The following is an 18,327-nucleotide window of genomic DNA, read 5'->3' on the forward strand; positions in this document are numbered from 1 at the left end:
ATGCAGGAATTCACTAAATACTTGGCGAATATAGTACTGTATCCATAATACGGATGAGGTGTCCATAATGCAGACAGAAGAAAATTCTAGCATCCTTGTGCTGACGAAAATTGGTCAAGTTCTCGATTATTTATCGGTGAACCGTGAAGCTGTGTCGGTTTCCGAAATGAGTCGTCAGCTCAATATTGTCAGGCCCACCTTGCACCGTATTTTGGATTCTCTTGTTGCAGAAGGAATTCTTTCTCGGCGTCAAGGGCATTACATTCCGGGATGGAGATTAGCGCAGTGGGGGGCTAGGGCCTTGAAGGCCCAGTCGTTGACTGATGTCGGCCAGGAGGTCCTTGAACATCTAGTGGAGCGTGCTCGGGAAACCGCTTCTATTTACGTCCGAGTACGTGCCATTCGAATTTGTTCGGTGCGGGTGGAAGGGCCTGGGCTTTTGCGCCACAGCATTTCCGTTGGCGAGCCGTTGCCGCTCCACGCGGGTTCGTCCGGTTATATCTTGCTGGCTTGGCTAGAGGAATCGGAACGAAAGAGGTTATGGTCTGAATCAATCCGGTTTTTCGGAGGTAGTGAACTGTTTCAGTGGCCTTCGGAGGAAACGTGGCAGCAAATTCGGCGTGATGGATTCGCTGTGAGTTTAGGGCAACGCGACAGTGCATTGGCCTCGGTCAGCGTTCCGGTATGGGGCCAAGACCACCAGGTGAAAGCTTCTCTGGCGTTATCGGGCCCGATCAGTCGCTTCTCTCCGGAGGCGTTGCCTGTAATGGTGCAGTATTTACTCAAGGCTGCTCGCGCTATTGAAAGTCAGTGGGATGAGTCTCTGGCATGAAGAAGGTGAGAGAATGACTGAGCAGAAAACGGCTTTGCAAGGACTTCGAGTGCTTGAAATTGGATCGCTTGTGGCAGCTTCGTCGGCGACACGAATTATGGGAGATTTTGGCGCGGAAGTCATTAAGATTGAGCCCCCATCTGGTGACAATCTGCGTGCATGGGGGGCAGTGTCGCCTACTGGCTCCTCGTGGTGGTGGCAAATGCAATCCCGTAACAAACAATTAGTGTCGGTGGACCTTAAAAAACCGGAGGGACAGGCTATAGTCAGAGATCTTGCTCGATGGGCAGACGTTGTGGTTGCCAACTTGCGACCGGCAACGCTTCGCAACTGGGGTCTGGATTATAGTCGACTAAAAGAGAATCACCCTTCCTTGGTGTATGTGCAGATAACTGGCCACGGATTGACAGGTCCCTACCAAGACCGTCCGGGCTTTGGAAACATTGCGGAAGCGATGGGAGGCATCCGTTATGTTACTGGCTATCCAGACCGCCCACCAGTCCGCACAGGCGTCTCGCTAGGTGACGAACTGGCCGCCCTATATGGCGTCATCGGTGCTCTCACCGCTTTGAGGCATCGAGATAATACAGGGGAAGGGCAGCTAGTAGATGTGGCCCTGACAGAATCCGTACTGAGTCTAACGGAAGCGATGATGCCCGAATACCTTAATGAAGGAATCATTCAGGAGAGATCAGGTAATCAGCTGCTCAGGGCAGCTCCCTCAGGCACTTATCCTACAGCAGACGGATCATGGGTGGCTATCGGTGCGAATACGGAGGGGACGTTTGCGGCCTTGGCGTCAGCGATGAATAGAGTCGACCTGTTATCAGATCCGCGATTTGCGGACAATCCGCAGCGTGTGAAACATGCTGATGTGCTAGATGAAGTTATCACAAAATGGACTTCATCTTTGACGGCTACCCTCGTATTGGAAAAGCTCACGACTGCTCAAGTCCCTGCCGGTTTGGTTATGAGTGCCAAGGACATTGCTCAAGATCCACAGTTCTTGGCAAGAGATATGATGGTGCGTGTTCCTGCGGATCAAGGAGAATTCGTCGGAATGCTGGGTGTGGTGCCGCGTCTCAGTGCGACGCCTGGCAGAATTCTCTTGGCGGGGGGGGCGGTGGGGCGTGACTCATCCGACGTCCTTCAGCAGGTACTGGGCAGAAGCTTGATTGACATCGACCGTCTCAAAGCGGAAGGAGTGATCCGGTAAATGGGTGTAGCCAGAATTATTGACGTGACACCGCGTGACGGGTTGCAGGATTTGGACCAGTTTGTGGAAACGGCTATCAAGGTTGAATTGGTCAACCGGCTAGTAGAGGCCGGTGTGCAGTGGATTGAAGTGGCATCGTTTGTGTCTCCCAAGATGGTGCCGCAGATGGCTGATGCGGAAGTAGTCTTGTCTCGGCTGCCAACCAGCATTGCGCAGTGGATTGCGCTAATTCCCAATAGGCGGGGTTATGATCGCGCAAAGCTTACCCATGCGCACTATTTGACTTACGTTGTGTCCGCTAGCCCGCGTCACCAACAAGATAATGTGGGGCGTCCACTTGAGGCCTCTTTGCGGGAGTTTGAATCGCTTGCCGAACAGTCCAACAACAAAATGAAGTTGCGCGGGGCCGTTTCTTGCGCGTTTGGCTCCCCTTACTCGGAAGAAGTCGGTGGAGAAGAGGTGGTGGCTGAAATTGCCCGACGTTATGTGGCGGCTGGTGCTTGTGAAATTGTGCTTGCGGATACGGTTGGGGTGGCGACTCCTGAGAAGGTCGATCGCATCGTTCGGGGTGTGCAGGCGGCGGTGCTCGATGTGCCTCTGGCAATACATTTTCACGACCGTGCTGGCTTGGGGCAGGAGAATGTGAAAGCGGCTCTAAATTTAGGAATCCGACGATTTGAGTCGGCGCTTGCAGGACTAGGAGGCTGTCCTTTTGCTCCTAATGCGCCTGGTAATTTGAATTCGGTCAAACTCGTCACATGGCTCGAGGGTTGGGGATATGACACGGGGATAGATATTCAGCGTCTTGCGGATACGGAGGAGTGGCTGACGCAGATCGTCAGCTAGTAAAATGCGGCTCCATTGTTTTGTATGGGGATTTTCGCTCCTTAAGTGTTTTGTGCCCGTAATTATCGCGCAAGTAAATTTATTGGAAAGAAGGCAATTATTATGAGTGATTTTGCTCAAACGGCGCCCGCAACCATTGCCGCGCGGTTGGACCGTTTACCGCCTACCCACTATTTCCGGCGTTTTGTCACCCTGATCTCCATGGGCGGATGGTTTGAGTTTTATGACCTTTTCATGGCTGGGTACGTGGGGGCGGCTTTGTTGTCGGCTAAAATGTTTACTTTGGCCGATCTCACTTTGTTTATTTCACTAGGTTTTGCAGGTATGTTCGTCGGAACCATTGGCTTTGGCCTTATTAGCGATTTGTGGGGAAGAAAAACGGTATTCACATTTTCTTTGATTTTATATTCATTTTTTGTAGCACTCATGGCGCTGTCTCCTTCGGTTGGGTGGATTTTAGCGTTTCGCACGCTTTCTGGGATTGGAATCGGGGCTCAACTAGTCGTCATTGACACCTATATTACGGAAGTAGTACCGCATAACACTCGAGGAAAGTATATCGCCTTCAGCCAAGTTATTACTTATACCGCTGTTCCCGTGGTTGCATTCCTATCCTATGTACTGGTTCCGACCCATATCTTACTGTCAGGCTGGCGATGGGTGGTGCTGATTGGCGCGTTGGGAGCTCTTATCGTCTGGTTTATCCGCTTGCGGATTCCCGAATCGCCCCGCTGGTATTCGCTTCATGGACGTGTCGCAGACGCGGATAAGGCTATGAGCTGCATTGAGCAAAGTGTGAGGGAAGAACTTAATGCTCCCTTGCCCGCCCCTTTGCCAGCTTTGCCTGAGGTGGCGTCCGACAATCCTTTCCGCGAAATCTGGCAACCCGCATACCGCGGTCGCACAATCATGATGATGATTTTCCAGTTCTTTCAAACAATCGGGTTTTATGGATTTGCTGCGTGGGTTCCCACTTTGTTGCTCAAAGAAGGATTTACTCTGTTGCACAGCTTGTTCTATACGTTTCTTATCGCCGTTATCAATCCGGTGGGTCCGTGGTTTGCCATGCTAGTGATTGAACGGGTTCAGCGCAAGTGGTTAATTGTGATTGAGAGTTTGTCTATTGGGGCCCTGGGATTGTTGTTTGCCCATGTGAGAAGTCCGTTACTGATTGTTCTCGTAGGGGTAGGAATTACATTGTTTAATAATGCTTTTTCTGCAACGTTTCATGCCTATCAATCCGAGTTGTTTCCGACCCGGGCACGGTCGACGGGAATTGGATTTACGTATAGCTGGAGTCGATTGAGTTCCATGCTAACGGCTTTCTTGATTGCGGTGGTTCTTCAGCATTATGGTGTCAATGGCGTGTTTGTGACGATCGGATTGGCGATGGCGATTGTAGCGATTACAATAGGATTTTTTGGGGAACTCAAAGTGGATGTGAAAGGGACTGAGGATCGGTACGTGTCGCTTCGGGAAGATATAATTGTCGTATCAGGTCTGGTCGACCTGCACGCCCATATTGACCGGGGAAACAATGACTCCATAGGGGTTCCCGAGGCGTGGTTAAAGAAATCAGGAGTTCGCCATGCGGCTGATGCAGGAACTTACGGTTGGGCCTCTTGGACTTATGAAAATCCATCCCCGTTTGAATCTGTTCGGTGGTGGGTGTCCCTGTTGCCTGAAGGGTTAAAACCTTTTCCGCAGATACCGAGATTACGTGAGGCGATGCTTCACATGGCTAAGCCCTCCGCTCACGCGGTCCACATGTCTCGATGCTTTTTGGGATTCAAGATCCGATTGGGTCAGAATGACCGCAAGGATGACGAAGACCTTCTGCAGTCGGGCTTATTATGGGCGGAGCATTTTCATGTTCCCCTGATGGTCCATTGGACAGCGACATTTCTACCGACGGAGCTGGTCGCCTCCAGTCTTCGGCCAGGAGATGTGCTTACGCATATCTATGCGCCTTTGACAGAAGGCGAGAATCTGGAAACACGGATTCGTGCGTTGTCTAATGCTAGAAGTCGACAGGTCTTGTTGGACGTTGGCCATGGCCGTCATCATTTTGCATGGCAGGTGTTTGCGGAAGCTCATGCAGCGGGGTTGGATCCTGACACCATCAGTACCGATCTAACCCGTTCGACATGGCAGCAAGAGCCTGTTGTAGATTTGCCGCATGTGGTTGGTCGCTGCATCGCTGGGGGGATTCTACCTGCTGAGGCCATAAAAGCCGCGTCGCTGACACCGGCTGCCTACATGGGTTTAGTCGACGACCATTTGAGTTGGGTATTTTTCGAAAGACAGACTATGCCCATGGCACTGCCGGATGCGCTCGGTCAAACATTAAAGGTCTCTGTTTTCTGGGCACCTGTGTTGATTATCATGAATGGAGAGGTGATGCGGTTAATCGACTCGCCCGGCATGAAATCGCAAGGATACCCTTGAGTAAAAATGTATAGGGCTCTCTTTCTTCATTGGACGAATATGTTCTTTGAGGCCCGCACGGATTGCGGGCCTTTATGACGTACTGATTGCATCACCGGGCATTATGTATGTGACTTCTTTGCAGCCTCGACCGTCATAGATGCCACATCCTAAAAACATGCGTGGTGTAGCGTAGGGCGTGTGCTCTCATGCCACAAAACCCAATTAAGGGTAAGCAACGCATATTGAAACGCCCTTTATTGGCGATACATTAGGATAATTGCGCCTTAAATTAATTGTGGATTGTTGAATAGCATCAGGCCAGAAACGCACATGGCGCTTCGTTGTTTTATATAAACCGCTAATACCTAAAAAAGATGTCGAAGGTGATTGGCTTTTTCAAAAGCCGTTAGGATTTCCCACTTTCGGTGGAATCGGGATGGGCCAAGTGGCGAATCATGGGTACGAGGTGGCCAAAAATTTGATGGCGGACCTCGTCGTCACTCCGCAATTTCGTGTCAACCACCAACAGCAGAGCAAATGTGGTGGGCGTGACATCAATAATGCGGGGCGTACTGCCCACAAAGCCTAACGTATTGAGCAATTTTTCCACGCGTGGCAGCAACTCTGCCGGATCAATGGCCATATCGACATCAAAGCGCATACGCAAGATGCGCTTTTTGGCGTGGGCCATATTTTCCACCGCGGCTTGAATGATAATGCCATTGGGAATGACCATCGTCGGGCCAGTGTCGGTTGCCAAAGATGTATACATGAGGGTAATGTCCGTGACCACGCCGCTATAAGTCGGTTTAAGTGCCTCATGGGGAAACGACGGCATGAGCACGGGGTATTGCCATGCCACAAAATTAATGCGGTCTCCCACTTCAAACGGGTGAAAGACCAAGATGGCGATCCCGGCAATGAGGTTGCCAAACATTGTTTGGCCGGCAAGACCAATGATGGCGGTGACAAAGGCGCCGCCAAAGACGACGGAGGAGAGGCCAACTCCAAAGGCGGCCAAGACCGACAAGATGACGGCCAATAAGAGAAACAAGCGAATCAAAAAGCGTAACGACGTGGTGCGGTTGGCTCCTAGCGCCCTAGCAGCCAATTGAAACAGATAGCGTTCGAGCAAGTACGAGATGGCCCCGCCGATCATGAGTACAATGAGGGCCTTAATGGGGTCAATGGTCTCGGGGGGAAGTAAATTGTGCCGTTTGCCTTGATCAACCAAAATGGCTAAGCCGACGCCAATAACGAGCAAACCGAGAATGAATAGGCCTGTACGGCGCCATAATTTCTTTAAGTCCACGTTATGATGAGCCACTAGCACCCTGCCTTTCTATCCATGCCGCTAACATTGGCACAATTGAAGGCGAAGTTCCTCCGGTGGGTGTGCTGGATATTGGGTTATACCGCGATGACTGGGAGCAGCGGCCGTTTTCAAATGTCGATGCGACGTCGCTGGCCCCTAATCGAATTAATGGGCAAGTTGTGGTGCTGGTCGATGATGTGTTGTTTACGGGCCGGACCATTCGAGCGGCGATGGATGCGGTATCCGATTTCGGACGCCCCAAAGCGATTCAACTGGCGGTCTTGATCGACCGTGGTCACCGGGAGCTGCCCATACGCGCTGATTACGTGGGGAAAAATGTGCCTACCGCGCGCGCGGAGCGGGTGTACGTTAAAGTGCAGGAAGTCGATGGGATGGACCAAGCGTATTTGGAGCGGGATGGCAAAGGAGAGGACGCATGAAAGATTTGCTGACCCTAGAACACCTAAGCGCCCAGGATATCGAGGATTTGTTGGATTTATCCGAGAATCTTGGCGAAATTGTGGACAGGCCGATCAAAAAATTACCTACCTTGCGTGGCAAAGCGGTCGTTAACCTCTTTTTCGAACCGAGCACGCGTACCCGCAATTCGTTTGAGTTGGCCGCTAAATATTTAAGCGCCGATGTCATCAACGTTCAGCCATCTGGTTCTAGTGTGGAGAAGGGTGAGACGTTGTGGGATACTGCAGACAATTTAGTACAAATGGGCATTGATGCCGCGATTATTCGCCATAAAGTGTCAGGAGTGCCTCAGCAACTCGCCCAGATGGTGTCCATTCCGATTATCAATGCGGGCGACGGTATGCACGAGCATCCCACCCAAGGATTATTGGACATGCTCACGTTGCGACAAGCCAAAGGACGTATTGATGGTCTGCGTGTGGCCATTGTCGGCGACATTTTGCATAGTCGGGTAGCACGTTCGGATATTTGGGCCCTGCGGGCTCTAGGCGCGGACGTCGTGTTAATCGGTCCTCCCTCTTTAATGCCCGACTCCTTTCGGCAGCTCAGCCACGTCACCGTCACCACGGATTTGAAAGAAGGATTGCAAGGCGTCGATGCGATTCAAGTGTTGCGCTTGCAGAAAGAACGCCAGACCGGGGGCGATATTCCGTCACTGTGGGAATATCGCGCGCGTTGGGGCGTCACCGCTCACAGCCTTCAATGGGCGAAACCCGATGCCATTATTTTGCATCCCGGTCCCCAAAATCGCGGAGTGGAAATTGATTCCGAGATTTTGGATTCATCCCGGTCGTGGGTCGGGCGGCAAGTGCGCAACGGGCTTGCTGTGAGGATGGCCGTGCTCTTTCGATTATTAGGAGGTGCTCACAATGAGTAATACAGGAACTTCTTGGCGCATCCAAGGGGCTCGCGTGATTGACCCGTTCCGGGGAATTGATGCGGTGTTGGATGTTACGGTGCGTGATGGGGTGTTTGTGGAGGACTATGACCCAAGCCTTCCTGTGGTCGATGCAAAGGGCTTGTGGCTTGTGCCCCGGCTGACCGATATGCATGTGCATTTTCGCGACCCTGGTTTGGAATATAAAGAAGACTTGGCATCCGGGAGCCGCGCAGCCGCAGCGGGAGGCTTCACGGTGGTGTGCACGATGCCCAACACGAAACCGGTGGTGGATATCCCGAGTCTGGTCGAGTGGCAGAAGGAACGCGCAGAAACGTTAGGGCTTGTTCGGATTTGGCCCATTGGTGCGGTGACCAAGGGTGAAGAGGGAAAAGAGCTCGCAGAGATGTACCAAATGGCGCAAGCCGGGGCGGTTGGGTTTTCCGACGATGGCCATCCCGTGGCGGATAGCCGGATTATGCGCGCGGCCTTAAGCTACAGTGCAACGCTTAATCGTCCGATCATCCAGCATTCCGAGGACCCGGATTTGTTCGCTGGGGGCTCTATGCATGAAGGCGCTATCTCGCAGCAACTGGGACTTGGTGGAATTCCTGCGGAAGCCGAATCGATCATGGTATGGCGGGACGTGGAACTGGTGCAATTGACGCGAGGCATTTTACATGTCGCCCACGTCTCTGCTCCGGGATCGCTTGAGGCGGTCCGGTATGCTAAAAATAAGGGATTGGCCGTAACAGCCGAGGCGGCACCCCATCATCTCTTTTTGAGCGATGACGCGGTACGGGAATGGCAGTACAGCGCCGTCACGAAAGTCAATCCGCCCCTACGCCCCGCTGCCATGCAAGAGGCACTCATTCAGGCCGTGACCTCTGGCCTTATCGATGTGCTGGCCTCCGATCATGCCCCGCATCACGCAGATGAGAAAGCGGAACCCTATGACAAAGCACCTTTTGGGATAAGCGGCCTCGAAACCTTTTTGGGAACGGTCATGACGGTGTTCTTGGGCCGGGGCTTGCTAAGTCCATTGGATTTGTTTGCAAAGCTGACCGCCATGCCCCATCAAGTGCTGCGGCAAAGCTATGCCGGAATTAGCCCAGGTGCGGCCGCGGACTTTACCTTAATTGACCCAGGCGCGGTATGGACCGTGGATCCCGCAGCCTTTTACTCTAAAGGCCATAATACCCCGTTAGCGGGTGCCACATTAACAGGGCGGGGGGGGGGGGGGGGGGGGGGGGGGGGGGGGGGGGGGGGGGGGGGGGGGGGGGGGGGGGGGGGGGGGGGGGGGGGGGGGGGGGGGGGGGGGGGGGGGGGGGGGGGGGGGGGGGGGGGGGGGGGGGGGGGGGGGGGGGGGGGGGGGGGGGGGGGGGGGGGGGGGGGGGGGGGGGGGGGGGGGGGGGGGGGGGGGGGGGGGGGGGGGGGGGGGGGGGGGGGGGGGGGGGGGGGGGGGGGGGGGGGGGGGGGGGGGGGGGGGGGGGGGGGGGGGGGGGGGGGGGGGGGGGGGGGGGGGGGGGGGGGGGGGGGGGGGGGGGGGGGGGGGGGGGGGGGGGGGGGGGGGGGGGGGGGGGGGGGGGGGGGGGGGGGGGGGGGGGGGGGGGGGGGGGGGGGGGGGGGGGGGGGGGGGGGGGGGGGGGGGGGGGGGGGGGGGGGGGGGGGGGGGGGGGGGGGGGGGGGGGGGGGGGGGGGGGGGGGGGGGGGGGGGGGGGGGGGGGGGGGGGGGGGGGGGGGGGGGGGGGGGGGGGGGGGGGGGGGGGGGGGGGGGGGGGGGGGGGGGGGGGGGGGGGGGGGGGGGGGGGGGGGGGGGGGGGGGGGGGGGGGGGCCGTCGCAACCATGGTCGGGGGACGCTGGACGATGCGTGAACAGGAGGTGCTGGGATGAAAGGGCGATTACGCTTTGCCGATGGCACCCAATTTGAAGGCACCTTAATCGGGGACACGGAAAAAATTGCGGCGGGCGAAGTGGTCTTTAACACGGCCATGACGGGCTACCAAGAAATCTTGACCGACCCTTCGTATTACGGGCAGATCGTGGTGCTGACCTATCCCTTGATTGGCAACTACGGCACCTTTGCGGAAGCGGCAGAGTCATTATTTCCGTGGGCGGAAGCTGTCATTGTCAAAGATTACGCTCGAATTCCGTCGCACTTTGGCGGGGCCGAGAGTTTTGACAGCTACCTTAAGCGGTATCACAAGGTGGGATTGGCCGGCGTCGATACCCGTGAACTCACATTGTACATTCGCAGTGCGGGGACCCAGCACGCCGTTTTAGCCAGCGCTGATACGCCAGCCTCGGTACTAGAAGAAGCGATGGCGGCTATTGATTTGTCTAAAAGCGTTTATGCGGTGACCACCCCTGAGCCTTATCACGTGGAACACGAAGGGCCGCATGTTGTCGTGATTGATTACGGGGCTAAGAACTCTATTATGGAACAATTGGGGGTGCGCGGCATGTCGGTAACTGTCGTGCCTTGCACCATTACGCCCACGGAACTTGATGGGTATCATCCGGATGGCGTCGTGCTCTCCAATGGACCCGGGGATCCAAGCCTGTTTACCGATTTATTGCCAACGGTCAAACATTGTGTCGACCATTATCCTACACTGGGCATCTGTCTTGGGCACCAACTTATTGGATTAGCGGAAGGGGCCCACACCTATCCTTTGAAGTTTGGCCATCATGGCGCCAATCACCCGCTGATGGATCATAAGACGGGGAAAGTGTTGATTACCTCGGCCAGATGGGGTATTGGCCACGTTGGGTGGGCAAATGGGGCTCAATTTAGCGTCGGAACTTGGCCGGTCAGGAGTGCTGACCGATTTAGGCATTCCGTTGTTAGGCACGCCGTTGTCGGCGATTAAAATGGCAGAAGACCGGGAAGAATTTCGGAATCTGATGATTCGGTTAGGACACCCCATTCCGGCGAGCCGCACGGTGACGACGGTGGAAGAGGGACTGGCCTTTGCTAATGAGATTGGGTATCCTGTGATACTGCGTCCTGCCTATACTTTAGGCGGCACGGGTGGGGGATTTGCACACAGCCCTGAAGAATTGTTGGAACGTCTGCCGCATGCTCTAGCTTTGAGCCCCATTACGCAGGTATTAGTGGAAGAATCCATCGCCGGGTCCAAAGAAGTGGAATACGAGGTCATTCGTGACAGTGCGGGCAACATTATCATTGTCTGCAACATGGAAAACTTTGATCCGGTGGGAGTGCATACGGGGGACTCCATCGTCGTCGCTCCCAGCCAGACCCTGACCGACTATGAATATCAAATGTTGCGTTCAGCGGCCATTGACATTGTCACTCATTTGGGCGTCGAAGGGGGATGCAATGTGCAGTTCGCGTTGCATCCTGATGGCCGCTATTGGGTGATCGAAGTCAATCCTCGGGTCTCGCGTTCCAGTGCATTGGCCTCCAAGGCTACCGGCTACCCCATTGCCCGTATTGTTTCGAAAATCGCCTTAGGCTTGACCTTGCCCGAAATTGCTAATCCCGTCACAGAAGACACCACGGCGGCCTTTGAACCGGCGTTAGATTACGTGGTCGTGAAAATTCCGCGCTGGCCCTTCGACAAGTTCCCCACGGCCGACCGGATGTTAGGCACGCAGATGAAAGCGACGGGGGAAGTGATGGCAATCGACCGCACATTCCCAGGGGGACTGCAAAAGGCGGTGCGGTCGTTGGAAATCCGCAAGATGGGCTTGTACGACGCGGATTTGACGACGCTTTCAGACGATGCGATTTGGGCGGGCAGTGTCACGGCAACGGACGAACGGTTATTCTATCTAGCAGAAGCCTTGCGTCGGCACTTCGAAGTCGGAGAGTTAGCCCAGAAAACGCATATCGATCCATGGTTTTTGGAAGGCATGGCGGAAATCATTCGCTGGGAAGAATGGCTCAAGAGCCATCCCGATCAATGGCTTGACGAGGCATGGACGATCAAGCAGCTAGGATTTTCTGATGTCCGGATTGCGCAGTTGATTGGCTCGACTCAGCAAGCAGTCCGGCGGGCAAGGCTGGAAAGAGGCGTGCGCCCGGGATATAAGATGGTGGATACCTGTGCGGGGGAATTTCCCGCGCGTACGCCCTATTACTATGCGACCTATGAGCCGAGTAGCGAGGCGGTGCCCCTGCCAGGCCCTAAAGTGCTGGTAATCGGATCGGGCCCGATTCGGATTGGGCAAGGCATTGAATTTGATGCGGCTAGCGTCTACGCCTTGAACGCGCTGAAGCGGCTGGGATATCAAGCCATTATGGTCAACAATAATCCGGAGACAGTCTCCACGGATTTCAATGCGTCGGACCGCTTGTATTTCGAACCTATCACTTTGGAAGACGTGCTCAATATTGTCGATTGGGAGCAGCCTTTGGGGGTGGTGGTGCAATTTGGCGGTCAAACCGCCATCAATTTAGCGGAAGACCTCAAGAAAAATGGCGTGCACATTATTGGCACGGACCTTGAGGGACTTAGCCAAGCGGAAGATCGCGAACAATTCGATGCTTTGCTCGAAGAGCTGCACATTAAACGTCCGCCTGGGCATACCGCCATTACAGAGGAACAAGCTTTGGCCGCGGCCGAGGATATTGGCTACCCGGTCTTGGTGCGTCCTTCGTTTGTGCTAGGCGGCCGGGCCATGCGGATTATTGAGGACCGCGCGCAACTCAAACAGTACTTGGCGACAAATACCGAAATGGGCCAAGGGCAGCCGTTATTGATTGACCGCTACATGTCTGGTCTTGAACTCGAAGTCGATGCGGTGAGTGACGGCCAGCGCGTGATTATTCCTGCCATCATGGAGCATGTCGAGCGCGCTGGGGTTCATTCAGGGGATTCTGTCGCGGTGCTGCCTCCCGTCCGCGCGAGCAAAGTGGTGATGGACCAAGTGGTCGACATTACCACACGTCTGTGTCGCGGGTTGCACGTCAAGGGATTGCTCAACGTCCAATTTGTGGCGGTCAACAATCAGGTTTACGTCATTGAAGCCAATCCTCGGTCCAGTCGTACCGTGCCCTTTATTATCAAAGCCACCGGCGTGCCTTTGGTTGACTTGGCCATGGAAGCGAGCTTGACTGGGCAGATGGATGACCGCTGGGGACAGGGACTCATGAAGGCCCCTGATCACTTCTCCATTAAAATGCCGGTCTTTTCCTTTGCCAAATTGGGACGGGTCGATGCGATTTTAGGGCCTGAAATGAAATCCACGGGAGAAGTCATGGGGATTGACCACGACTTTTCGACGGCCCTCTATAAAGCGCTGATTGCCGGCGGATTTCGCGTGCCAGCTGGCGGCAAAATCTTGGCCACGATTGCGGACCAAGACAAGGCCGAAGCGTTGCCCTACTTGCGTGAGCTGGCGGAACTGGGGTACCGCATCTATGCCACCTCCGGAACCTTGGCGTTATTGTCGTCGCAAGGGATTCCGGCGCGTCCTGTCTACAAAATTCGAGAGGCACGCCCCAATTTGGTGGACATGATTCGGGACGGGCAGTTTGACTTGGTGATTAACACGATTACCGTCGGCGGCAGTGAAGAACGCGAAGGGTTTCTGATTCGGCGCGCGGCGGTGGAACAAGGGGTATTGTGCTTTACCTCGCTTGATACCGTGCGGGCGGCTTTAGAGGCCCTACGCGAACGGCATAAGCAGACATTTTCGGTGCATGCATTGAATGAGTGGCTGCACGTGGGGCAGGTGCATTAGATGGCAGACACGATTATATCCGAACAAGTGCTAGCCCCCATTGTGGAAAACAGGGCCGTGGCTCCGGATCATGTGGAGCTTATCATTTCCAGTGCGGTGTTAAGCCAAGCCGAACCGGGTCAATTCGCGCACATTTTGACACCTGGGATGTTACGGCGGCCTGTGTCATTTTCCCGCATCGACCAAGAAAATGGCCAAGTCGGGTTGATGTTTCAAATTGTGGGAGACGGCACAAGATGGCTGGCCGAGAGACGTCATGGAGAGGTTCTCGATATTTTAGGACCCTTGGGCCATGGCTTTGCCGCCCCGGATCCCTCAAAGCCGTGGTGTTTGGTGGGAGGCGGGGTGGGCGTGCCGCCACTATATGCAGCCGCCGCTCGTTATCTGCACAGGAGCCGGCCGGACGTCATTATCGGCGCACGAACCGCGGATTGGGTGTTAATGGCCCAAGATTTCAAAGACTTGGGACTTGACGTTACTGTGGCGACCGATGATGGTACAGCCGGCCATGCCGGTACGGTGATGGGGCCGGTTGAAACTTGGCTACAGGATCATCCAGACGGCCAAGTGTTCGCCTGTGGTCCCACGCCCATGTTAGCGGCTGTGTCGGCCGCCTGCGAAGGGCGAGCCACAGCTTATGTGGCGCTTGAACAGCGTATGGGCTGCGGCATTGGAGCGTGTTTAGCGTGTGTCGTGAAGGCTCACGGAAAAGAGCACGCAGAGTATCGCCGGGTCTGCACTGAGGGTCCGGTCTTTGCGGCCAAGGAGTTGATATGGTGATAGACGTCAGCGTGTCCCTGCCACGGGGACTCACCTTGAAAAATCCAGTGATTGCCGCGTCGGGAACCTTTGGATTTGGTCCCGAATATAGCCGGTATGTCGATATTGGGGCATTGGGCGGTGTCAGCGTCAAAGGGGTGTCGCCTGAGCCATGGCTCGGCAATCCTACGCCGCGGGTCTGGGAAACTCCTTTGGGACTGTTGAACTCCATTGGACTGCAAAATCCTGGTATGGATGTGTTTTTGCAAGAGGATTTGCCCTTTTTACGCGACCAGAATGCGGTGGTGATTGTCAATATTATTGGGCATACCGTTGACGAGTATGCTCAGGTCGCAGAGCGCATGAACCATGAACCCGGAGTGGCGGCATTGGAAGTCAATATTTCTTGCCCCAACATCAAAGAAGGCGGCATGAGTTTTGGTCAAGACCCGGATCAGGCGTATGCGGTGATGAGAGCGGTGCGGCAAGTCACTGATTTGCCTGTGATGGTGAAACTCTCCCCCAACGTGACGTATCCTGCGCTCATTGCGCAGGCGGTAGAAGCCGCGGGGGCGGACATGATTTCGGCTATCAATACGCTTGTCGGACTGGCGATTGATATTAAACACCGCCGCCCCGCGCTAGGCGGGGTGACCGGTGGACTGTCCGGCCCCGCAATTAAACCGGTGGCTTTGCGCGTGGTGTATGAAGTCGCGCAGAGTGTCAACATCCCCATTATTGGCATGGGCGGTATTTCTACCGCGACCGACGTTCTCGAATTTCTCTTGGCGGGCGCGCAGGCCGTGATGGTGGGGACCGTCACGTTTCAATATCCAAAGCGGATGAATGAAATCATTGAAGCATTGCCCCAAGTACTGCACGAATACGGATTTGCTTCCGTACGCGACGCAGTGGGTCAGGCGTTGCCCGGACGCGCGCCAATTCGAGGAGGTGGACAGTGACCACACAACCTGTGATGTGGATTGCCTTGGACGTATCCACTCAAGAGGAAGCAGAACGGCTCATGGCCCGCTTTCCTCGTCATCGCCACTACAAAGTGGGTATGGAACTGTTTTATCAAATGGGGCCTCAAGCGGTGGCCAACTGGATTTTACATCAACAGCGCATCATCTTCTTGGATCTCAAACTCCACGATATTCCGCGCACGGTGGGTCACGCGGTCGGCCAACTCGCGCGCATCGGGGTGAGCTTAGTGACGATTCATTTACACGGCGGGCTGGCAATGTGCCAAGAAGCGGTCGCTCAAAAGGGTGATATGGATGTGGTTGGCGTGAGCGTGCTCACAAGTCTGGACCAAGAGGATTTGCGGCTCTTAGGCATAGAACGTCCCATCCCTCAGCATGTGGGCGAGCTGACTCGTCTCGCGCTTCGCAGCGGATTGGATGGGGTGGTGACGTCTGGAGAGGAGTTGCCGTTGGTTCGCGAAATCTGGTCAGATGGCCGCTTTGTTGTGCCGGGTATTCGCAGCCGGACAGACAGCTTAGATGACCAGCGCCGGGTGATTACGCCCGAAGGCGCTTTGCAGCAGGGGGCTACGGACTTGGTTATTGGCCGGACCTTGACGCATGCGGAAAATCCCGAACAAAAGTATGAGGAACTCGAAATGATTATGACAACCTATCTAAAAGGAGCGGGTCATTCGTGACGCAGGCTGGAACGCTTGAAGATTTGCAGGAGGTCGGAGCCTATCTCCAAGGGCATTTTTTATTAACTACGGGACGCCATAGCGACACATTCTTCTTATTAGCGCGCTTGACGGAATGGCCTCAGCGTTTAATTCCGTGGATTGAGATCTTACGAGAGCGCCTAGGCGACATTTCGGCGCGAACCGTGGTGGGTCCGGCGGTCGGCGGCATCATTCCGGCTTACCAGCTAGCCAGCACGATGGGCAATGCCAGGGTGCTGTTTGCCGAAAAAGATACGGATGGCTCGATGCAGTTTCGCCGGGGTTTTCATCTAGAGCCGGGTGAGCCTGTCGTGATTGTCGAAGACGCCATCACGACCGGGTTTTCGGTAGGCAAAGTGATGGAGGCCGTCGAACGGCAAGGAGGACGGGTGGTAGCTGTAGGCACCTTGGTCAACCGCTCACAAGTCCCCTTGCCCTGGGACGTCCCCGTCGCTTCCGTGCTGCAATTGACGGGGGTGCGCAACTGGGCTCCCGATGAATGCCCCTTGTGTCAGCAAGGGCTGCCACTGACCGCGCCGAAGCGCTAAATATCGGTGGCAAGCTTGTCGCTGGTAGCACCTAAACGCCGCAATCGGTCGGGCTCAGGGGTAATATATAAAGTCTTTTCACGCTCATAAAGCACTTGCCCGGCTTCGGCATGAGGCCTTTTGCGGACAAATTTGCGGCGCGTGTAATCGACGGCAACGGTGGAGGAATGCTTGACAGGGCTATAATAGACCGCTAGCTGAGCCGCGTCTAATAGGTCTTCGAGACTCGGATTGGCTTTTCCGCAAAACAGTACGACATGAGAACCAGGGCTTTGCTTGACGTGAAACCATAAATCATCGGGACGTGCCCGTCTGATCGTCAATTCTTGGTTTTCCTCACGACTACGTCCGACCCATATATCATAGCCGCCTTGGCTGGTAAAGCGGCGGAACTGTTGGGCGTTTTGGACGCGGTGGCGCATGCGCGGGGCAATGTCGGCTAATTTCTTGCGCAACTCCTCTTCGGACTGCGGCGCCAAGGCGTCATCCCAAGCCGCTTTGGCCGCAGTCCGCTCTTCGCTGAGCACCGTCACAAGACGCTGGTTGGCGGCTACGCGGTGTTTGCTTTTCTTATAGGCGCGATAACAGGCGTCTGCCATTTGAGGAGGCGTTTTGCCTTCTTGAAGCGTCAACGTGATGGTTTGGCTGGGATTGGACAATGACGGCACGTGGTATTCTTGCACATGGGGATCTTGGAAAAGGTATTGATAGGCGTACCACAAATCGCCCTGCTCCTTATAGGTTTCGGGATTCTCTCGGGCGCCGTTTTCCGCCTCCGCCAGCTTCGCTGATAAATGGTTATAGCGGTCTTTCCAATGGGATACCAATTGTTGCTGCAAATTGGCGATGCGGCGTTCGCGGTCTACGCGCCAGAATAGCTCATCCAAGATAGCGTCGGGATCTGGGATAGGAGAGGCTTCCCACCCTGGCCTAGGTGCAATCCAGACATCTTCGTGGCCTTCGTGACGCAGGTGATAGAATGGAAGGCGGTAGCTGTTAAGATCGTTGCAAAACGTGTCCCATGACCACTCAGGCAATGTCGCCAGGTCTTTGGCCGCGGGAGGTAAATCTTTGACGGTATGCGTGATGCAGGGGTTGGCAAAGGCGGGAGGCGGCGTGTAAGGCTGCCCCGGCTGAATAGACCGGCTGTTGGCATTAGCGGACGGGCGGCGTAACGCTCCCAGAATGATGTGGTCTTGGTTTAACACCATAATATTGGTCAAACGTCCGGTCAATTCAATCACCATAAATCCATGCACGGCTGTACCCCAGTCATCACGCCAGGTAATGCCAAGCCATAAAATGCGATCGAGACTCGGGGTAAACACTTGGTCAATCGTGAACGCCCCTAGGCGGGTAAAGATCGGCTGCAACGCCTTGGGCCAGGCAAGGGGATGGCGTGTTTCGTGAATTCGCGCCAGCCCTGTTTCGAGCACAATCAAGATGGACAATTTCTGGCGCGTGGCCGGGTGCCAGCCTTGGAGGGCCAAACGGCTTTTGTCCGCCAAAACGCTGGCGACCTCCAAACCCGCCCAGCGCGTGTTCCAACGGTGAGACAATTGGCGCAGTAAGAAGGCATCAAACGGCATGAAAAACCTCCAAAGAAGAATAAGCGGACAAG

15 protein-coding genes are annotated in these 18,327 nt (G+C 55.3%); 13 read left to right on the forward strand and 2 right to left on the reverse strand.

The window, feature by feature from the left end; translation table 11 throughout:
• Positions 1-67: 67 nt before the first annotated feature.
• The 4 genes from ORD20_RS06915 to ORD20_RS06930 all read left to right on the forward strand — a co-directional run bounded on the left by ORD20_RS06915 (position 68) and on the right by ORD20_RS06930 (position 5,342).
• Positions 68-832, forward strand: a complete 765-nt coding sequence (locus tag ORD20_RS06915) for an IclR family transcriptional regulator (protein ID WP_103376392.1) — start codon at positions 68-70, stop codon at positions 830-832.
• Positions 833-845: 13 nt separating this feature from the next.
• Positions 846-2,048: a CaiB/BaiF CoA transferase family protein gene (locus ORD20_RS06920; protein ID WP_103376391.1), complete on the forward strand. Its 1,203-nt coding sequence runs from the start codon at positions 846-848 to the stop codon at positions 2,046-2,048.
• Positions 2,049-2,894, forward strand: a complete 846-nt coding sequence (locus ORD20_RS06925) for a hydroxymethylglutaryl-CoA lyase (RefSeq protein ID WP_103376390.1) — start codon at positions 2,049-2,051, stop codon at positions 2,892-2,894.
• Positions 2,895-2,996: 102 nt separating this feature from the next.
• Complete coding sequence (locus ORD20_RS06930; protein ID WP_430626632.1) at positions 2,997-5,342, forward strand: MFS transporter; 2,346 nt, start codon at positions 2,997-2,999, stop codon at positions 5,340-5,342.
• Positions 5,343-5,730: 388 nt separating this feature from the next.
• Here the strand turns inward: ORD20_RS06930 and ORD20_RS06935 are convergent, their stop codons facing one another.
• Entirely contained in the window at positions 5,731-6,651 is a 921-nt protein-coding gene (locus ORD20_RS06935; protein WP_103376387.1) for a mechanosensitive ion channel family protein, read from the reverse strand.
• Positions 6,652-6,713: 62 nt separating this feature from the next.
• On the opposite strand from ORD20_RS06935, the gene pyrR reads away from it, so the two are divergent.
• Genes pyrR through pyrE form a run of 9 tightly spaced genes read left to right on the forward strand, consistent with a single transcriptional unit; the run spans position 6,714 to position 16,706 of the window.
• Complete coding sequence (gene pyrR / locus ORD20_RS06940; RefSeq protein WP_430626633.1) at positions 6,714-7,079, forward strand: bifunctional pyr operon transcriptional regulator/uracil phosphoribosyltransferase PyrR; 366 nt, start codon at positions 6,714-6,716, stop codon at positions 7,077-7,079.
• A complete protein-coding gene (locus ORD20_RS06945) occupies positions 7,076-7,996 on the forward strand; it encodes an aspartate carbamoyltransferase catalytic subunit (protein ID WP_103376385.1) in 921 nt (306 codons plus the stop codon). The genes pyrR and ORD20_RS06945 overlap by 4 nt, the downstream gene beginning before the upstream one ends.
• Complete coding sequence (locus ORD20_RS06950; protein ID WP_430626634.1) at positions 7,989-9,890, forward strand: dihydroorotase; 1,902 nt, start codon at positions 7,989-7,991, stop codon at positions 9,888-9,890. Before ORD20_RS06945 ends, ORD20_RS06950 begins: the two co-directional genes overlap by 8 nt.
• Positions 9,887-10,870 carry a carbamoyl phosphate synthase small subunit gene (locus tag ORD20_RS06955; RefSeq protein WP_430626635.1) on the forward strand — a complete coding sequence of 328 codons (984 nt, stop codon included), beginning with the start codon at positions 9,887-9,889 and terminating at the stop codon, positions 10,868-10,870. Before ORD20_RS06950 ends, ORD20_RS06955 begins: the two co-directional genes overlap by 4 nt.
• The gene (gene carB, locus ORD20_RS06960) at positions 10,779-13,712 is read left to right on the forward strand and encodes a carbamoyl-phosphate synthase large subunit (RefSeq protein ID WP_430626636.1); all 2,934 of its coding nucleotides are present in this window, start codon (positions 10,779-10,781) and stop codon (positions 13,710-13,712) included. Before ORD20_RS06955 ends, carB begins: the two co-directional genes overlap by 92 nt.
• Positions 13,713-14,492, forward strand: a complete 780-nt coding sequence (locus ORD20_RS06965; RefSeq protein WP_103376381.1) for a dihydroorotate dehydrogenase electron transfer subunit — start codon at positions 13,713-13,715, stop codon at positions 14,490-14,492.
• A complete protein-coding gene (locus tag ORD20_RS06970; protein ID WP_304465939.1) occupies positions 14,486-15,433 on the forward strand; it encodes a dihydroorotate dehydrogenase in 948 nt (315 codons plus the stop codon). Before ORD20_RS06965 ends, ORD20_RS06970 begins: the two co-directional genes overlap by 7 nt.
• The gene (gene pyrF, locus ORD20_RS06975) at positions 15,430-16,137 is read left to right on the forward strand and encodes an orotidine-5'-phosphate decarboxylase (protein WP_103376380.1); all 708 of its coding nucleotides are present in this window, start codon (positions 15,430-15,432) and stop codon (positions 16,135-16,137) included. The genes ORD20_RS06970 and pyrF overlap by 4 nt, the downstream gene beginning before the upstream one ends.
• Positions 16,134-16,706, forward strand: a complete 573-nt coding sequence (gene pyrE / locus ORD20_RS06980; RefSeq protein ID WP_103376379.1) for an orotate phosphoribosyltransferase — start codon at positions 16,134-16,136, stop codon at positions 16,704-16,706. Before pyrF ends, pyrE begins: the two co-directional genes overlap by 4 nt.
• Here pyrE and ORD20_RS06985 read toward each other — a convergent pair.
• Complete coding sequence (locus tag ORD20_RS06985; protein ID WP_430626637.1) at positions 16,703-18,295, reverse strand: Rqc2 family fibronectin-binding protein; 1,593 nt, start codon at positions 18,293-18,295, stop codon at positions 16,703-16,705. The two genes, pyrE and ORD20_RS06985, sit on opposite strands and share 4 nt — an antisense overlap.
• Between the last annotated feature and the right edge of the window lie 32 nt (positions 18,296-18,327).

The organism is Sulfobacillus thermotolerans (assembly GCF_039623705.1).
In the GTDB taxonomy this organism is placed as follows: Bacteria; Bacillota; Sulfobacillia; order Sulfobacillales; family Sulfobacillaceae; genus Sulfobacillus; species Sulfobacillus thermotolerans.